The 14,399-nt window shown below is 43.2% G+C and carries 18 protein-coding genes; all 18 read left to right on the top strand.

Translation table 11 applies throughout. The annotated features are described in order from the left end of the window. Positions 1 to 2: 2 nt before the first annotated feature. The 18 genes from rpoC (at position 3) to rplN (ending at position 14,373) form a co-directional block, all read left to right on the top strand. A complete protein-coding gene (gene rpoC / locus DFR59_RS16945) occupies positions 3 to 3,596 on the top strand; it encodes a DNA-directed RNA polymerase subunit beta' (protein ID WP_114746857.1) in 3,594 nt (1,197 codons plus the stop codon). A gap of 159 nt (positions 3,597 to 3,755) precedes the next feature. After that, complete coding sequence (locus tag DFR59_RS16940) at positions 3,756 to 4,004, top strand: 50S ribosomal protein L7ae-like protein (RefSeq protein WP_114746856.1); 249 nt, start codon at positions 3,756 to 3,758, stop codon at positions 4,002 to 4,004. 102 nt (positions 4,005 to 4,106) lie between these two features. Beyond that, positions 4,107 to 4,529: a 30S ribosomal protein S12 gene (rpsL, locus tag DFR59_RS16935; RefSeq protein ID WP_114746855.1), complete on the top strand. Its 423-nt coding sequence runs from the start codon at positions 4,107 to 4,109 to the stop codon at positions 4,527 to 4,529. A gap of 43 nt (positions 4,530 to 4,572) precedes the next feature. Then, positions 4,573 to 5,043 carry a 30S ribosomal protein S7 gene (gene rpsG / locus DFR59_RS16930; RefSeq protein WP_114746854.1) on the top strand — a complete coding sequence of 157 codons (471 nt, stop codon included), beginning with the start codon at positions 4,573 to 4,575 and terminating at the stop codon, positions 5,041 to 5,043. 51 nt (positions 5,044 to 5,094) lie between these two features. Then, positions 5,095 to 7,173, top strand: a complete 2,079-nt coding sequence (gene fusA / locus DFR59_RS16925; RefSeq protein ID WP_114746853.1) for an elongation factor G — start codon at positions 5,095 to 5,097, stop codon at positions 7,171 to 7,173. Between the two features lie 130 nt (positions 7,174 to 7,303). Continuing rightward, the gene (gene tuf, locus DFR59_RS16920; RefSeq protein WP_114746852.1) at positions 7,304 to 8,494 is read left to right on the top strand and encodes an elongation factor Tu; all 1,191 of its coding nucleotides are present in this window, start codon (positions 7,304 to 7,306) and stop codon (positions 8,492 to 8,494) included. Positions 8,495 to 8,916: 422 nt separating this feature from the next. Then, positions 8,917 to 9,225, top strand: a complete 309-nt coding sequence (gene rpsJ / locus DFR59_RS16915; RefSeq protein WP_003354783.1) for a 30S ribosomal protein S10 — start codon at positions 8,917 to 8,919, stop codon at positions 9,223 to 9,225. Positions 9,226 to 9,259: 34 nt separating this feature from the next. Beyond that, on the top strand, positions 9,260 to 9,889 hold the full coding sequence (gene rplC, locus DFR59_RS16910; protein WP_114746851.1) for a 50S ribosomal protein L3: 630 nt from the start codon (positions 9,260 to 9,262) through the stop codon (positions 9,887 to 9,889). Positions 9,890 to 9,918: 29 nt separating this feature from the next. Next, positions 9,919 to 10,542: a 50S ribosomal protein L4 gene (gene rplD / locus DFR59_RS16905; protein ID WP_114746850.1), complete on the top strand. Its 624-nt coding sequence runs from the start codon at positions 9,919 to 9,921 to the stop codon at positions 10,540 to 10,542. Further along, on the top strand, positions 10,542 to 10,826 hold the full coding sequence (gene rplW / locus DFR59_RS16900) for a 50S ribosomal protein L23 (protein ID WP_114746849.1): 285 nt from the start codon (positions 10,542 to 10,544) through the stop codon (positions 10,824 to 10,826). The genes rplD and rplW overlap by 1 nt, the downstream gene beginning before the upstream one ends. 30 nt (positions 10,827 to 10,856) lie before the next feature. After that, positions 10,857 to 11,687 (top strand): 50S ribosomal protein L2, encoded by an 831-nt coding sequence (gene rplB / locus DFR59_RS16895; protein ID WP_114746848.1) that lies wholly within the window; start codon positions 10,857 to 10,859, stop codon positions 11,685 to 11,687. A 60-nt stretch (positions 11,688 to 11,747) separates the two neighbouring features. After that, positions 11,748 to 12,026 carry a 30S ribosomal protein S19 gene (gene rpsS / locus DFR59_RS16890; RefSeq protein WP_114746847.1) on the top strand — a complete coding sequence of 93 codons (279 nt, stop codon included), beginning with the start codon at positions 11,748 to 11,750 and terminating at the stop codon, positions 12,024 to 12,026. An 18-nt stretch (positions 12,027 to 12,044) separates the two neighbouring features. Further along, a complete protein-coding gene (gene rplV / locus DFR59_RS16885; protein ID WP_114746846.1) occupies positions 12,045 to 12,386 on the top strand; it encodes a 50S ribosomal protein L22 in 342 nt (113 codons plus the stop codon). Positions 12,387 to 12,389: 3 nt separating this feature from the next. After that, positions 12,390 to 13,046 carry a 30S ribosomal protein S3 gene (rpsC, locus tag DFR59_RS16880; RefSeq protein ID WP_114746845.1) on the top strand — a complete coding sequence of 219 codons (657 nt, stop codon included), beginning with the start codon at positions 12,390 to 12,392 and terminating at the stop codon, positions 13,044 to 13,046. A 2-nt stretch (positions 13,047 to 13,048) separates the two neighbouring features. After that, on the top strand, positions 13,049 to 13,483 hold the full coding sequence (rplP, locus tag DFR59_RS16875; protein WP_114746844.1) for a 50S ribosomal protein L16: 435 nt from the start codon (positions 13,049 to 13,051) through the stop codon (positions 13,481 to 13,483). Then, the gene (gene rpmC, locus DFR59_RS16870; RefSeq protein ID WP_114746843.1) at positions 13,473 to 13,676 is read left to right on the top strand and encodes a 50S ribosomal protein L29; all 204 of its coding nucleotides are present in this window, start codon (positions 13,473 to 13,475) and stop codon (positions 13,674 to 13,676) included. Before rplP ends, rpmC begins: the two co-directional genes overlap by 11 nt. 19 nt (positions 13,677 to 13,695) lie before the next feature. Next, positions 13,696 to 13,959, top strand: a complete 264-nt coding sequence (rpsQ, locus tag DFR59_RS16865; protein ID WP_114746842.1) for a 30S ribosomal protein S17 — start codon at positions 13,696 to 13,698, stop codon at positions 13,957 to 13,959. Between the two features lie 45 nt (positions 13,960 to 14,004). Continuing rightward, entirely contained in the window at positions 14,005 to 14,373 is a 369-nt protein-coding gene (gene rplN / locus DFR59_RS16860) for a 50S ribosomal protein L14 (protein WP_114746841.1), read from the top strand. Positions 14,374 to 14,399: the final 26 nt, after the last annotated feature.

Raw genomic sequence — 14,399 nt, 5'->3', positions numbered from 1 at the left:
CCTTGCTAGACGTTAATAATTTTGAGTATATGAAAATCGGTTTAGCTTCACCTGATAAAATCAGATCATGGTCATTCGGGGAAGTCAAAAAACCAGAAACTATCAACTATCGTACTTTAAAACCTGAAAAAGACGGTTTGTTCTGTGAGCGCATTTTCGGTCCGACAAAGGACTGGGAATGCCATTGCGGAAAGTACAAACGCGTACGCTATAAAGGCGTCGTTTGTGATCGATGCGGGGTAGAAGTAACAAGGGCAAAAGTTCGCCGTGAGCGCATGGGCCACATCGAACTTGCTGCACCTGTTTCCCACATCTGGTACTTCAAAGGAATCCCTAGCCGCATGGGCCTTGTTCTTGACATGTCCCCGCGTGCTTTGGAGGAAGTCATTTACTTCGCTTCTTATGTTGTAACAGAGCCGGCTGATACAGCCTTAGAAAAGAAACAGCTTCTTTCCGAAAAGGAATATCGAGCATACCGTGAAAAGTACGGAAACAAATTCCAAGCTGCAATGGGTGCAGAAGCGATCAAAAAACTTCTTCAAGACATCGATTTGGACAAAGAAGTCGATTATCTTAAAGAAGATCTTAAAACTGCACAAGGCCAACGCCGTACACGTGCAATCAAACGCCTTGAAGTACTTGAAGCATTCCGCAACTCTGGAAATGATCCTGATTGGATGATTCTTGATGTACTTCCTGTCATCCCTCCTGAACTTCGTCCGATGGTTCAGTTGGATGGAGGACGTTTTGCGACATCTGATTTGAATGATCTTTACCGCCGTGTCATCAACCGCAACAACCGTCTTAAGCGTCTATTGGACCTTGGTGCTCCAAGCATCATCGTTCAAAACGAGAAGCGTATGCTTCAAGAGGCTGTAGATGCGTTGATCGATAACGGACGCCGCGGCCGTCCAGTTACAGGACCGGGCAACCGTCCATTAAAATCCCTTTCCCATATGCTGAAAGGGAAGCAAGGGCGCTTCCGCCAAAACTTGCTTGGTAAACGTGTTGACTACTCCGGACGTTCTGTAATCGTCGTTGGTCCTAACTTAAAAATGTACCAATGCGGACTTCCGAAAGAAATGGCTCTTGAATTGTTTAAGCCATTCGTCATGAAAGAGCTTGTCGAAAAAGGCTTGGCGCATAATATCAAGAGTGCAAAAAGAAAAATCGAACGTGTTCAGCCTGAAGTATGGGATGTCCTTGAATCGGTCATTAAAGAACATCCAGTTCTCTTAAACCGTGCTCCTACTCTTCACAGACTTGGAATCCAGGCGTTCGAACCAACATTGGTTGAAGGACGCGCAATCCGTCTTCACCCGCTCGTATGTACTGCATATAACGCGGACTTTGATGGTGACCAAATGGCCGTCCATGTACCTTTATCATCTGAAGCTCAAGCAGAAGCAAGACTGTTGATGCTTGCAGCTCAAAATATCTTGAATCCAAAAGATGGCAAGCCGGTTGTTACTCCTTCCCAGGATATGGTATTAGGAAACTATTACTTGACGATGGAAAGAGAAGGTGGTGTCGGTGAAGGCAGTATCTTCAAGGATACGAACGAAGCCTTGATCGCTTATCAAAACGGATATGTGCATCTGCACACAAGAATTGCCGTTCATGCCAGTTCAATAGTGAACCAAACATTCACTGAAGAACAAAGGAAAATGCTTTTGATTACGACAGTCGGAAAACTCGTATTCAACGAGATCCTGCCTGATTCGTTCCCTTACATCAACGAACCTACACAAACGAACCTGGAAGTTCGCACTCCAGAGAAGTATTTTGTAGATCCGACAACCAACGTTAAGGAACATATCCAAAAGCAGCCTGGTATTGATCCATTCAAGAAGAAAATCCTTGGAAACATCATCGCGGAAGTATTCAAGCGATTCAAAATCACTGAAACGTCTAAAATGCTTGACCGCATGAAAAACCTCGGATTCAAATATTCTACAAAAGCCGGCATCACTGTCGGTGTAGCGGATATCGTCGTATTGGCTGAAAAAGAAGAAATTCTGAAGGAAGCTCAAACGAAGGTAGACAACGTATTGAAGCAGTTCCGCCGTGGTCTTATCACGGAAGAAGAACGCTATGACCGCGTCATCTCCATCTGGAGTGGTGCGAAAGATACAATCCAAGGCAAGCTGATGGCATCCCTTGACAAACGCAACCCAATCTTCATGATGAGTGACTCTGGTGCCCGTGGTAACGCATCTAACTTTACACAGTTAGCTGGTATGCGCGGATTGATGGCCAACCCGGCCGGACGCATCATCGAGTTGCCGATCAAATCTTCATTCCGTGAAGGTCTGACGGTACTCGAATACTTCATCTCGACGCATGGTGCGCGTAAAGGTCTTGCGGATACAGCCTTGAAAACAGCTGACTCAGGATATCTTACACGCCGTCTTGTTGATGTTGCACAGGATGTTATCGTCCGTGAAGATGACTGCGGAACAGACCGTGGTCTTCATATCAGCTCCATCAAAGAAGGCACAGAAATCATCGAGCCGTTGGAAGAGCGCTTGATTGGCCGTTATGCAAGAAAAGCCATCAAGAACCCTGAAACAGGCGAAGTGATGGTGGATGAAAACGAATTGATCGATGAGGATCTGTCAAAAGCTATCGTCAGCGCAGGCGTGGAATCTGTTTCCATCCGTTCTGCATTCACTTGCAACACACGCCATGGCGTATGTAAGAAGTGCTACGGCCGCAACTTGGCAACTGGCCAGCAGGTTGAAGTGGGAGAAGCAGTCGGTATTATCGCTGCCCAATCAATCGGTGAACCAGGTACACAGCTTACAATGCGTACGTTCCATACAGGTGGGGTTGCAGGGGACGATATCACACAAGGTCTTCCTCGTATCCAAGAGTTGTTTGAGGCTCGTAACCCTAAAGGGCAAGCAATCATTTCCGAAATTACTGGTGTTGTCACTGCCATCAATGAAGGCCGCGACCGCCAGCAGGAAATCGTCGTCCAAGGTGAAGTCGAAACACGCTCTTACAACGCACCATATACAGCACGCTTGAAAGTGGCTGTAAATGATAAAGTTGGCCGCGGCCAAGTAATGACAGAAGGATCCATCGATCCGAAAGAATTGCTTAAGGTCCGTGATGTCAATGCGGTGCAGGAATACCTGCTTCGCGAAGTTCAAAAAGTTTACCGTATGCAGGGTGTTGAAATCGGTGATAAGCACGTTGAAGTAATGGTTCGCCAAATGCTTCGCAAAGTACGTGTCATTGATGCCGGCGACACAGAAGTTCTTCCAGGATCTCTTCTTGATATCCATCAATTTACGGATGCCAACGAAAAAGCAATCCTTGGAGGCGGAGTGCCTGCAACAGGACGTCCAGTCTTGCTCGGTATTACAAAAGCATCACTTGAAACGGATTCCTTCTTGTCTGCAGCATCCTTCCAGGAAACAACTCGTGTCCTTACAGATGCAGCAATCAAAGGAAAACGCGACGAGCTTCTCGGCTTGAAAGAAAATGTCATCATCGGTAAATTGGTGCCGGCAGGAACAGGCATGCAGCGCTATCGCAGGGCTGAAGCTGAACTGATCGGTTCTGAAGAGCCAGTGACAGTAGAATAATAAAAATAAGCCGGCGCAAAAGGAGAGCATTTCATTCTTTTGCGTCCGGCTCCATTTTTGAAAATTATCATGAATATCCTGTTGACATTAAAATAGGTAGATGATAATATATTCAAGGTTGCTCTTATTCTTTATCCAGCTGCTTTGGAGGATATGCAAATGTCTTATGAAAAAGTATCGCAGGCTAAAAGTTTTATAGCAGGAACTAAACAGACAGTTAAAGCTCTAAAAGATAGAAATGTCAAAGAAGTCATCATTGCCGATGATGCCGATCCAATGTTGACGGCGAAGGTAATTGAAACGGCTGAGAACATGAATGTCACAATTACTCATGTAGATTCTATGCGAAAGCTCGGAAGAACATGCGGTATTGATGTCGGAGCAGCAGCTGTCGCACTATTTTATTAACATGTTTTTGCAGCATTGGTGAACTGCAAAGACTTTGTTTTTGCTTAAAAATGAACCACCTGGATGTGTGGGCTTAAACAAACTTGAAGGGAGGAAATACACATGCCAACTATTAACCAATTAGTGCGTAAACCACGTCAATCAAAATCGACTAAATCTAAATCTCCAGCACTTAACAAAGGTTATAACAGCTTCAAAAAAGCTAACACAAACGTATCATCTCCACAAAAACGCGGAGTATGTACTCGTGTTGGTACAATGACACCGAAGAAACCGAACTCCGCATTGCGTAAATATGCTCGTGTTCGTTTGACTAACGGTATCGAGGTAACTGCTTATATTCCTGGTATTGGTCATAACTTGCAAGAGCACAGCGTCGTACTTATCCGCGGCGGACGTGTAAAAGATTTACCAGGGGTACGTTATCACATCGTTCGTGGTGCTTTGGATACTGCAGGTGTTGACAGCCGCAGACAAGGCCGTTCTAAATACGGTACTAAGCGCCCTAAACCAGCTAAAAAATAATTCAATTAAGAAAGTAAGCTTTTGCTGAAAGGAGGAAATACACATGCCACGTAAAGGTCCTGTTTCTAAAAGAGATGTATTGCCAGATCCGCTTTACAATTCTAAACTAGTGACTCGCTTAATCAATAAAATGATGGTTGATGGCAAGAAAGGTACTTCTCAAAAAATTCTTTATTCATCTTTTGATATCATCAAAGATCGCACAGGTAAAGATGCAATGGAAGTATTCGATCAAGCTTTGAAAAACATCATGCCAGTATTGGAAGTAAGAGCTCGTCGTGTTGGTGGTGCAAACTACCAAGTACCAGTTGAGGTTCGCCCTGAACGCCGTACGACTCTTGGTCTTCGCTGGTTAGTAAACTACGCTCGTCTTCGCGGTGAAAAAACCATGGAAGAGCGTTTAGCTAACGAAATCCTTGATGCAGCCAACAACACTGGTGCAGCAGTCAAGAAACGTGAAGATACACACAAAATGGCGGAAGCAAACAAAGCGTTTGCTCACTACCGCTGGTAATTTGATCTTTAAACCTAAAAAATTATTCATATAGGAAGGAGAAATAACAGCATGGCAAGAGAGTTCTCCTTAGATAACACTCGTAATATCGGTATCATGGCTCACATCGATGCTGGTAAAACAACAACTACTGAACGTGTTCTTTACTACACTGGACGTATCCATAAGATTGGTGAAACACACGAAGGTGCTTCCCAAATGGACTGGATGGAACAGGAGCAAGAGCGCGGTATCACGATCACTTCCGCTGCAACTACTGCATCTTGGAAAGGTCACCGCGTAAACATCATCGATACTCCGGGACACGTAGACTTCACAGTAGAAGTTGAACGTTCTCTTCGTGTACTTGACGGTGCAGTTGCTGTTCTTGATGCTCAATCTGGTGTTGAGCCTCAAACAGAAACTGTTTGGCGCCAAGCTACAACTTACGGAGTACCGCGTGTCGTTTTCGTCAACAAAATGGACAAAATCGGTGCAGACTTCTTGTACTCTGTAAAAACTCTTCATGACCGTCTTCAAGCGAATGCTCATCCAATTCAGATCCCTATCGGAGCTGAAGATGAGTTTGAAGCGATCATCGACTTAGTCGAAATGAGAGCAGTATTCTATGGCAACGACCTGGGTACTGAAATCGAGGTTCGCGACATTCCTGAGTCTCACCAAGAGCTTGCAGAAGAATGGCGTGAAAAATTAATCGAAGCAGTTGCAGAACTTGATGAAGAATTAATGGAAAAATACCTTGGTGGAGAAGAAATCTCTACTGATGAATTGAAAGCAGCTATCCGTAAAGGTACTGTTAACGTTGAATTCTATCCTGTAATCTGTGGATCTGCCTTTAAAAACAAAGGTGTTCAGCTTATGTTGGATACAGTAATCGACTATCTACCATCTCCATTGGATGTTCCTGCAATCAAAGGAACTGTTCCTGATTCAGATGAAGAGATTACTCGCCCATCAAGCGACGAAGAGCCATTCTCTGCTCTAGCGTTTAAAGTAATGACTGACCCTTATGTCGGTAAATTGACATTCTTCCGTGTGTATTCCGGTACATTAAGCTCCGGTTCATACGTACAAAACTCTACAAAGGGCAAACGTGAACGCGTAGGTCGTATCCTGCAAATGCACGCTAACTCCCGTGAAGAGATCTCTCAAGTGTATGCAGGTGATATCGCAGCTGCTGTAGGTCTTAAAGACACTACTACAGGCGACACTCTATGTGATGAAAAGAGTCTAGTAATTCTTGAGTCTATGGAATTCCCTGAGCCGGTTATCTCTGTTGCAATTGAACCTAAATCTAAAGCTGACCAAGATAAAATGACTACAGCTTTACAAAAGCTTCAAGAAGAGGATCCTACGTTCCGTGCGCACACTGACCAGGAAACTGGACAAGTTATCATTGCTGGTATGGGTGAACTTCACCTTGATATCATCGTTGACCGTATGAAGCGTGAATTCAAAGTTGAAGCAAATGTTGGTGCACCTCAAGTTTCTTACCGTGAAACTTTCCGTGCTTCTGCTCAAGTCGAAGGTAAATTCGTTCGACAATCCGGTGGACGCGGACAATACGGTCACGTTTGGATCGAATTCTCTCCTAACGAAGAAGGAAAAGGATTCGAATTCGAAAACGGAATCGTCGGTGGTGTAGTACCTCGTGAATACGTACCTGCTATCCAATCCGGATTAGAAGATGCGCTTGACAACGGTGTACTTGCGGGCTATCCGCTAATCGACATCAAAGCTCGTTTGTTTGACGGTTCTTACCATGATGTTGACTCCTCTGAGATGGCATACAAAATTGCGGCATCTATGGCGCTTAAAAATGCTGTTTCAAAATGTAACCCAGTAATTCTTGAGCCTATCATGAAGGTTGAGATTGTTATCCCTGAAGAATATTTAGGAGATATCATGGGTGACGTTACTTCTCGTCGTGGACGAGTTGAAGGAATGGAAGCTCGTGGTAATGCGCAAGTTGTTAAATCATTCGTTCCACTTTCTGAAATGTTTGGTTACGCAACTTCCCTTCGTTCTAATACGCAAGGACGTGGAGTATTCTCCATGCACTTCGATCATTACGAAGAAGTACCAAAATCAATCAGCGAACAAATCATCAAAAAAAATAAAGGCGAGTAATTGATTTCTCACCTTTAATGAAGTATAACTACTAGTGTAGAACGTGGTAATAAGAAGATGGTACACCATCTTCTTTGAATCATAATAAAACAACAAATAATTTCTTTTAAAATTAAAGGAGGATTTCCAAATGGGTAAAGAGAAATTCGATCGTTCCAAAACACATGCGAACATTGGTACAATTGGTCACGTTGACCATGGTAAAACTACTTTGACAGCAGCTATCACTACTGTTCTTGCAAAGCGCAGCGGTAAAGGTGCAGCTATGGCATACGACATGATCGATGCTGCTCCAGAAGAGCGCGAGCGTGGAATCACAATCTCAACAGCACACGTTGAGTACGAAACTGATACTCGCCACTATGCACACGTTGACTGCCCAGGACATGCTGACTACGTTAAAAACATGATCACTGGTGCTGCACAAATGGACGGCGGAATCCTAGTTGTTTCTGCTGCTGACGGCCCAATGCCACAAACTCGTGAGCACATCTTGCTATCTCGCCAAGTTGGTGTTCCTTACCTAGTTGTATTCATGAACAAATGTGACATGGTAGACGACGAAGAATTGCTTGAATTAGTTGAAATGGAAGTTCGTGACCTTCTTTCTGAGTACGATTTCCCAGGCGACGACATTCCAGTAATCAAAGGTTCTGCTCTTAAAGCTCTTGAAGGAGAAGCTGAGTGGGAAGAAAAAATCGTTGAACTTATGAACGCAGTTGATGAGTATATCCCAACTCCAGAACGTGACACTGAAAAGCCATTCATGATGCCAGTTGAGGATGTATTCTCTATCACTGGTCGTGGAACAGTTGCTACAGGACGTGTTGAGCGTGGACAAGTTAAAGTTGGTGACACTATCGACATCATCGGTTTAACTGAAGAGCCAAAATCAACTACTGTAACAGGTGTTGAAATGTTCCGTAAGCTTCTTGACTATGCAGAAGCTGGAGACAACATCGGTGCACTTCTTCGTGGGGTTGCTCGTGACGATGTACAACGTGGACAAGTACTTGCTAAACCAGGTACAATCACTCCACACACTAAATTCAAATCAGAAGTTTACGTTCTTTCTAAAGAAGAAGGTGGACGTCATACTCCATTCTTCTCAAACTACCGCCCTCAGTTCTACTTCCGTACAACTGACGTAACTGGCATCATTCAACTTCCAGAAGGCGTTGAAATGGTAATGCCTGGCGATAACATTGAAATGACTGTTGAACTTATCGCTCCAATCGCGATTGAAGAAGGTACTAAATTCTCAATCCGTGAAGGCGGACGTACTGTAGGCGCTGGTGTAGTAGCAACTATCACTGAGTAATCCTGCTTAGTTCGATATCAAAAAGCAGATGGCTGATCACCATCTGCTTTTTTTTATTGCCAAAAAAGCAAGGAATCCTATCTATTGTTCTATTCCGTTTTGTTTGAAGGATAGAACGAAACCTTAGGGAAGCAAGCTGGATTAATTATTCCTTCTATTATATATAGAAGAAAATGTGAATCCCAATGAGTGGTTGAAAACTTTATTCAAACTATGTATAATAGTAAAAGTGTGTGAGGCACAAAGAATTTCAATCTTTGTATTGCATATTCTCTGGGCTTTTAGTATAATAGACAATGTTGGTCTTTGACTGCGATGAAGTGGAAGGTTGCTGACACACCCGGCCGCTTTGCCATGGCGGATGTGTGGGAAATTTCCATGGAGAATGTCTATAGTTAAATAGGCGAAAAGGAGGGAAAATGATGGCAAAACAAAAAATTCGAATTCGATTAAAAGCATATGATCACAGAATTCTTGATCAATCTGCTGAGAAAATCGTTGAAACAGCTAAACGTTCAGGTGCTGCGGTATCAGGTCCGATTCCATTGCCGACTGAGAAATCTGTTTACACGATACTTCGTGCGGTGCATAAGTACAAAGATTCTCGTGAGCAATTTGAAATGCGTACACATAAACGCTTAATCGATATCGTAAACCCAACACCACAAACAGTTGATTCATTAATGCGTTTGGATTTACCATCTGGTGTTGACATCGAAATTAAACTTTAATAAATAAACAATCATTTAACAGGAGGTGTGACTCATGACCAAAGGAATCTTAGGAAGAAAAATCGGTATGACTCAAGTTTTCGCTGAAAACGGTGAGCTTATCCCTGTAACTGTTATCGAAGCAGCTAACAACGTTGTTCTTCAAAAGAAATCAGTTGAAGGCGATGGCTACGAAGCTATCCAAGTAGGTTTTGAAGATAAGCGCGCTAAGCTTTCTAACAAACCGGAAAAAGGACATGCTGATAAAGCGAATACTGCTCCTAAGCGCTTCGTTCGCGAATTCCGCGCAGCAAACTTAGATGAGTATGAAGTTGGTCAAGCAGTCAAAGTAGATATTTTCGCAGAAGGCGATGTAATTGATGTAACAGGTATCTCGAAAGGTAAAGGTTTCCAAGGCTCTATCAAGCGCCATAACCAATCTCGTGGACCAATGTCCCACGGATCTCGTTACCACCGTCGTCCTGGTTCAATGGGTCCTGTAGCGCCTAACCGCGTTTTCAAGAACAAATTGCTACCTGGCCGCATGGGCGGAGAACAAGTTACTATCCAAAACCTAGTTGTTGTCAAAGTTGACGCTGAGCGTAACTTGCTATTGGTAAAAGGCAACGTACCAGGTCCTAAAAAAGCTTTGCTTAAAGTCAAAACTGCAGTAAAGTCTAAATAATCGACATCGCAGGAAAGGAGGAAATAGGAATGCCGAAAGTAGCACTCTTTAACCAATCGGGTTCTAAAGTCGGTGATATCGACTTAAAAGATTCTGTATTTGGTATTGAACCTAACAAACACGTGTTGTTTGAAGCAGTAATCATGCAAAGAGCTTCCTTGCGTCAAGGAACTCATAAAGTAAAAGGCCGTTCTGAAGTTGCAGGCGGTGGACGCAAACCATGGCGCCAAAAAGGTACTGGCCGTGCGCGTCAAGGATCTATCCGTTCTCCACAATGGCGCGGTGGTGGTACTGTATTTGGACCAGTTCCACGCAGCTACAGCTACAAACTTCCTAAAAAAGTTCGTCGCTTAGCGATCAAATCTGCGTTATCTTCTAAAGTAATGGAAGAAAACATCGTTGTACTAGAAGCGTTAGCTTTCAATGCACCTAAAACAAAAGAATTTGCAGCTGTTCTTAAAAGCCTATCTGTGAACACTAAAGCATTGGTAATCACTGATGGTCTTGATGAGAATGTTGCTCTATCTGCTCGCAACCTTCAAGGTATCACAGTAGTAGAAGCAAACAGCGTAAATGTTTTAGACGTGCTTGCTCATGACAAAGTTATCATGACGAAAGCTGCGGTTGAAAAAGTAGAGGAGGTGCTTGGATAATGGATGTACGTGATATCATTAAGCGCCCCGTTATCACTGAGCGTTCTACTGACTTAATGGCAGAGAAAAAGTACACGTTTGAAGTAAACGTGAAAGCTAATAAAACTCAAGTTAAAGATGCAGTAGAAGAAATCTTTGACGTTAAAGTAGAAAAAGTCAACATCATGAACTATAAAGGCAAGTTCAAACGCATGGGTCGTCATGCTGGCTATACTAACAAACGTCGTAAAGCTATTGTTAAATTAACTGCAGACAGCAAAGAAATCGAATTCTTTGAAGTCTAAGTAACTTAATCAGAAGAGGAGGGAAACGAAATGGCGATCAAAAAATACAAACCTACCTCCAACGGTCGTCGCGGCATGACAGTTTCTGATTTTGCTGAAATCACTACTGATAAACCAGAAAAATCATTGCTAGCGCCTTTGAAAAGAAAAGGTGGCCGCAACAACCAAGGTAAGTTAACCGTTCGTCATCAAGGTGGCGGCCATAAGCGTCAATATCGTATCATCGATTTCAAACGTGTAAAAGATGGTATACCAGGACGCGTTGCCACTATTGAGTATGATCCAAACCGTTCAGCAAACATTGCATTAATCAACTATGCTGATGGTCAAAAAGCTTATATCCTAGCACCTAAAAACCTTACAGTTGGTACAGAAATTATGTCTGGACCTGAAGCAGATATCAAAGTGGGTAATGCACTTCCACTTATCAACATTCCTGTTGGTACAGTAATCCACAATATCGAGCTTAAACCTGGTAAAGGTGGACAATTAGTACGTTCTGCAGGTACTTCTGCACAAGTTCTTGGTAAAGAGGGCAAATACGTACTAGTTCGTTTAAACTCTGGTGAAGTTCGCATGATCTTATCTGCTTGCCGCGCAACAGTTGGTCAAGTTGGTAACGAACAGCACGAACTTATCAACATCGGTAAAGCAGGTCGTTCACGCTGGTTAGGCAAGCGCCCAACAGTTCGTGGATCTGTAATGAACCCTAACGACCATCCACACGGTGGTGGTGAAGGACGCTCCCCTATCGGACGTAAATCACCAATGTCACCTTGGGGCAAACCGACTCTTGGATTCAAGACTCGTAAGAAAAAAGCTAAATCTAATAAATTTATCGTTCGTAACCGCAAAAAATAACGCGATTGAGCTACGGTTCGTCGAGAGAACCGTAGGACAATCACGAAGGGAGGTTCAACCATGGGTCGCAGCTTAAAAAAAGGACCTTTTGTTGATGAACATTTGATTAGCAAGATCGATAAGCTTAACGAAACTGAGGGAAAACAAGTTGTTAAAACTTGGTCCCGCCGTTCAACGATCTTCCCAGCATTCATTGGTCATACTGTAGCTGTATACGATGGTCGTAAACACGTGCCAGTATACATCACTGAAGATATGGTAGGTCATAAACTTGGCGAATTCGCGCCGACACGTACTTATAAAGGTCACGGTAGTGACGATAAGAAAACAAGACGTTAATGAGAGGAGGGCATCCTGATGCAAGCTAAAGCTGTTGCTAGAACAGTTCGTATTGCTCCTCGTAAAGTTCGCTTAGTTGTTGATTTAATTCGAGGAAAGCAAATCGGCGAAGCAGTTGCAATTTTACGTCATACACCAAAAGCTGCTTCTCCAGTAGTTGAGAAAGTTTTGAAATCTGCGGTAGCAAATGCAGAGCATAACTATGAGCTAGACGTAAACAACTTGGTTATCACTGAGGCGTTCGTTGACGAAGGCCCAACATTGAAACGTTTCCGCCCACGTGCGATGGGTCGTGCAAGCGCAATTAACAAACGCACAAGCCACATCACAATCGTGGTATCTGAAAAGAAGGAGGGATAAGTAATGGGTCAAAAAGTACATCCAGTCGGATTGCGTATCGGAATCATTCGTGATTGGGAATCCAAATGGTACGCTGGCAAAGATTATGCAGACCTTTTACACGAAGACCTTAGAGTTCGTGAATACATCGCGAAACGCTTATCAGACGCTTCTGTTTCTAAGGTAGAAATCGAGCGTGCTGCTAACCGCATCAATATTACAATCCACACTGCTAAACCAGGTATGGTTATTGGTAAAGGTGGTACAGAAGTCGAAGCACTTCGTAAAGCTCTTAATGAGTTGACAAGTAAACGAGTTCACATCAATATCGTTGAGATCAAGAGAGCAGATCTTGATGCAAAATTGGTTGCTGAAAACATTGCTCGACAACTAGAAAACCGTGTTTCATTCCGCCGTGCTCAAAAGCAAGTTATCCAACGTGCTATGAGAGCTGGAGCAAAAGGAATTAAAACAATGGTATCTGGACGTCTTGGCGGTGCTGATATCGCCCGTGCTGAACATTACAGTGAAGGAACTGTTCCACTTCATACTCTTCGTGCTGACATCGACTATGCTCATGCAGAAGCGGACACAACTTACGGAAAGCTTGGAGTAAAAGTTTGGATCTACCGCGGAGAAGTCCTTCCTGCTAAGAAGAAAACTGAGGAAGGAGGAAAATAATCATGTTAATGCCTAAACGCGTTAAATATCGTCGTGAACATCGTGGAAAAATGCGCGGTCGCACTAAAGGTGGCGCAGAAGTAGCTTTCGGTGAATTCGGTTTGCAAGCTCTTGAAGCTTCTTGGATCACTAACCGCCAAATCGAAGCAGCTCGTATTGCGATGACTCGTTACATGAAACGTGGCGGTAAAGTTTGGATTAAAATCTTCCCTCACAAGCCATATACAGCAAAACCTCTAGAAGTCCGCATGGGTTCCGGTAAGGGGGCACCAGAAGGATGGGTAGCTGTTGTAAAACCAGGCAAGATCATGTTCGAAATTGCCGGCGTTTCTGAAGAAGTAGCTCGCGAAGCACTTCGTCTTGCATCACACAAGCTTCCAATTAAATGTAAGTTTGTAAAACGAGAAGAAATTGGTGGTGAATCAAATGAAAGCTAATGAAATCCGTGACCTTACCACTGCCGAAATAGAACAAAAAGTAAAATCTTTAAAAGAAGAGCTTTTCAACCTTCGCTTTCAATTAGCGACAGGACAACTTGAAAACACTGCTCGTATTCGCGAAGTTCGCAAAGCGATTGCTCGTATGAAAACCGTTATCCGCCAAAGGGAGATCGGTGTTAACAATCGATAATTGAGAGGAGGTTTGCAGAATGAGTGAACGCAACCAACGCAAAGTTTATACTGGACGTGTTGTTTCTGACAAAATGGATAAAACAATCACTGTAACAGTAGAAACTTATAAAAAACATTCACTTTACGGCAAACGCGTAAAATACTCTAAAAAGTTCAAAGCTCATGATGAGCAAAACGAAGCTAAGACTGGTGACGTAGTGCGTATTATGGAAACTCGTCCATTATCCGCAACAAAACGTTTCCGTCTAGTAGAAGTAGTAGAAAAAGCAGTTATTATCTAATTTATTAGTTCGGATTGATGTTTATTCCGAAGGGAGGTAACATAGATGATTCAACAAGAATCACGCTTAAAAGTTGCTGACAACTCTGGCGCACGTGAAGTTTTAACAATTAAAGTTCTTGGTGGTTCTGGCCGCAAGACAGCTAACATTGGTGATGTTATCGTTTGTACAGTAAAACAAGCAACACCAGGTGGCGTTGTTAAAAAAGGTGATGTTGTAAAAGCTGTTGTAGTACGCACAAAGAGTGGAGTACGTCGTAACGATGGATCTTACATTCGCTTTGATGAAAATGCTTGTGTAATCATTCGTGATGACAAAGGCCCACGTGGAACACGTATTTTCGGACCTGTTGCTCGCGAACTACGCGACAACAACTTTATGAAAATCGTATCTTTAGCTCCAGAAGTACTTTAATAAATATTTGATTCGGCCAGTCAAGG

This window comes from Falsibacillus pallidus (assembly GCF_003350505.1).
Classification (GTDB): Bacteria; Bacillota; Bacilli; order Bacillales; family DSM-25281; genus Falsibacillus; species Falsibacillus pallidus.
This window is presented reverse-complemented; position numbering and strand designations above follow the sequence as displayed.

Excerpts from the sequence above, each read along its gene's own strand:
- DFR59_RS16940 (WP_114746856.1), top strand. The coding sequence starts at position 3,756 with ATGTCTTATGAAAAAGTATCGCAGGCTAAAAGTTTTATAGCAGGAACT.
- rpsL (WP_114746855.1), top strand. The coding sequence starts at position 4,107 with ATGCCAACTATTAACCAATTAGTGCGTAAACCACGTCAATCAAAATCG.
- rpsG (WP_114746854.1), top strand. The coding sequence starts at position 4,573 with ATGCCACGTAAAGGTCCTGTTTCTAAAAGAGATGTATTGCCAGATCCG.
- fusA (WP_114746853.1), top strand. The coding sequence starts at position 5,095 with ATGGCAAGAGAGTTCTCCTTAGATAACACTCGTAATATCGGTATCATG.
- tuf (WP_114746852.1), top strand. The coding sequence starts at position 7,304 with ATGGGTAAAGAGAAATTCGATCGTTCCAAAACACATGCGAACATTGGT.
- rpsJ (WP_003354783.1), top strand. The coding sequence starts at position 8,917 with ATGGCAAAACAAAAAATTCGAATTCGATTAAAAGCATATGATCACAGA.
- rplC (WP_114746851.1), top strand. The coding sequence starts at position 9,260 with ATGACCAAAGGAATCTTAGGAAGAAAAATCGGTATGACTCAAGTTTTC.
- rplD (WP_114746850.1), top strand. The coding sequence starts at position 9,919 with ATGCCGAAAGTAGCACTCTTTAACCAATCGGGTTCTAAAGTCGGTGAT.
- rplW (WP_114746849.1), top strand. The coding sequence starts at position 10,542 with ATGGATGTACGTGATATCATTAAGCGCCCCGTTATCACTGAGCGTTCT.
- rplB (WP_114746848.1), top strand. The coding sequence starts at position 10,857 with ATGGCGATCAAAAAATACAAACCTACCTCCAACGGTCGTCGCGGCATG.
- rpsS (WP_114746847.1), top strand. The coding sequence starts at position 11,748 with ATGGGTCGCAGCTTAAAAAAAGGACCTTTTGTTGATGAACATTTGATT.
- rplV (WP_114746846.1), top strand. The coding sequence starts at position 12,045 with ATGCAAGCTAAAGCTGTTGCTAGAACAGTTCGTATTGCTCCTCGTAAA.
- rpsC (WP_114746845.1), top strand. The coding sequence starts at position 12,390 with ATGGGTCAAAAAGTACATCCAGTCGGATTGCGTATCGGAATCATTCGT.
- rplP (WP_114746844.1), top strand. The coding sequence starts at position 13,049 with ATGTTAATGCCTAAACGCGTTAAATATCGTCGTGAACATCGTGGAAAA.
- rpmC (WP_114746843.1), top strand. The coding sequence starts at position 13,473 with ATGAAAGCTAATGAAATCCGTGACCTTACCACTGCCGAAATAGAACAA.
- rpsQ (WP_114746842.1), top strand. The coding sequence starts at position 13,696 with ATGAGTGAACGCAACCAACGCAAAGTTTATACTGGACGTGTTGTTTCT.
- rplN (WP_114746841.1), top strand. The coding sequence starts at position 14,005 with ATGATTCAACAAGAATCACGCTTAAAAGTTGCTGACAACTCTGGCGCA.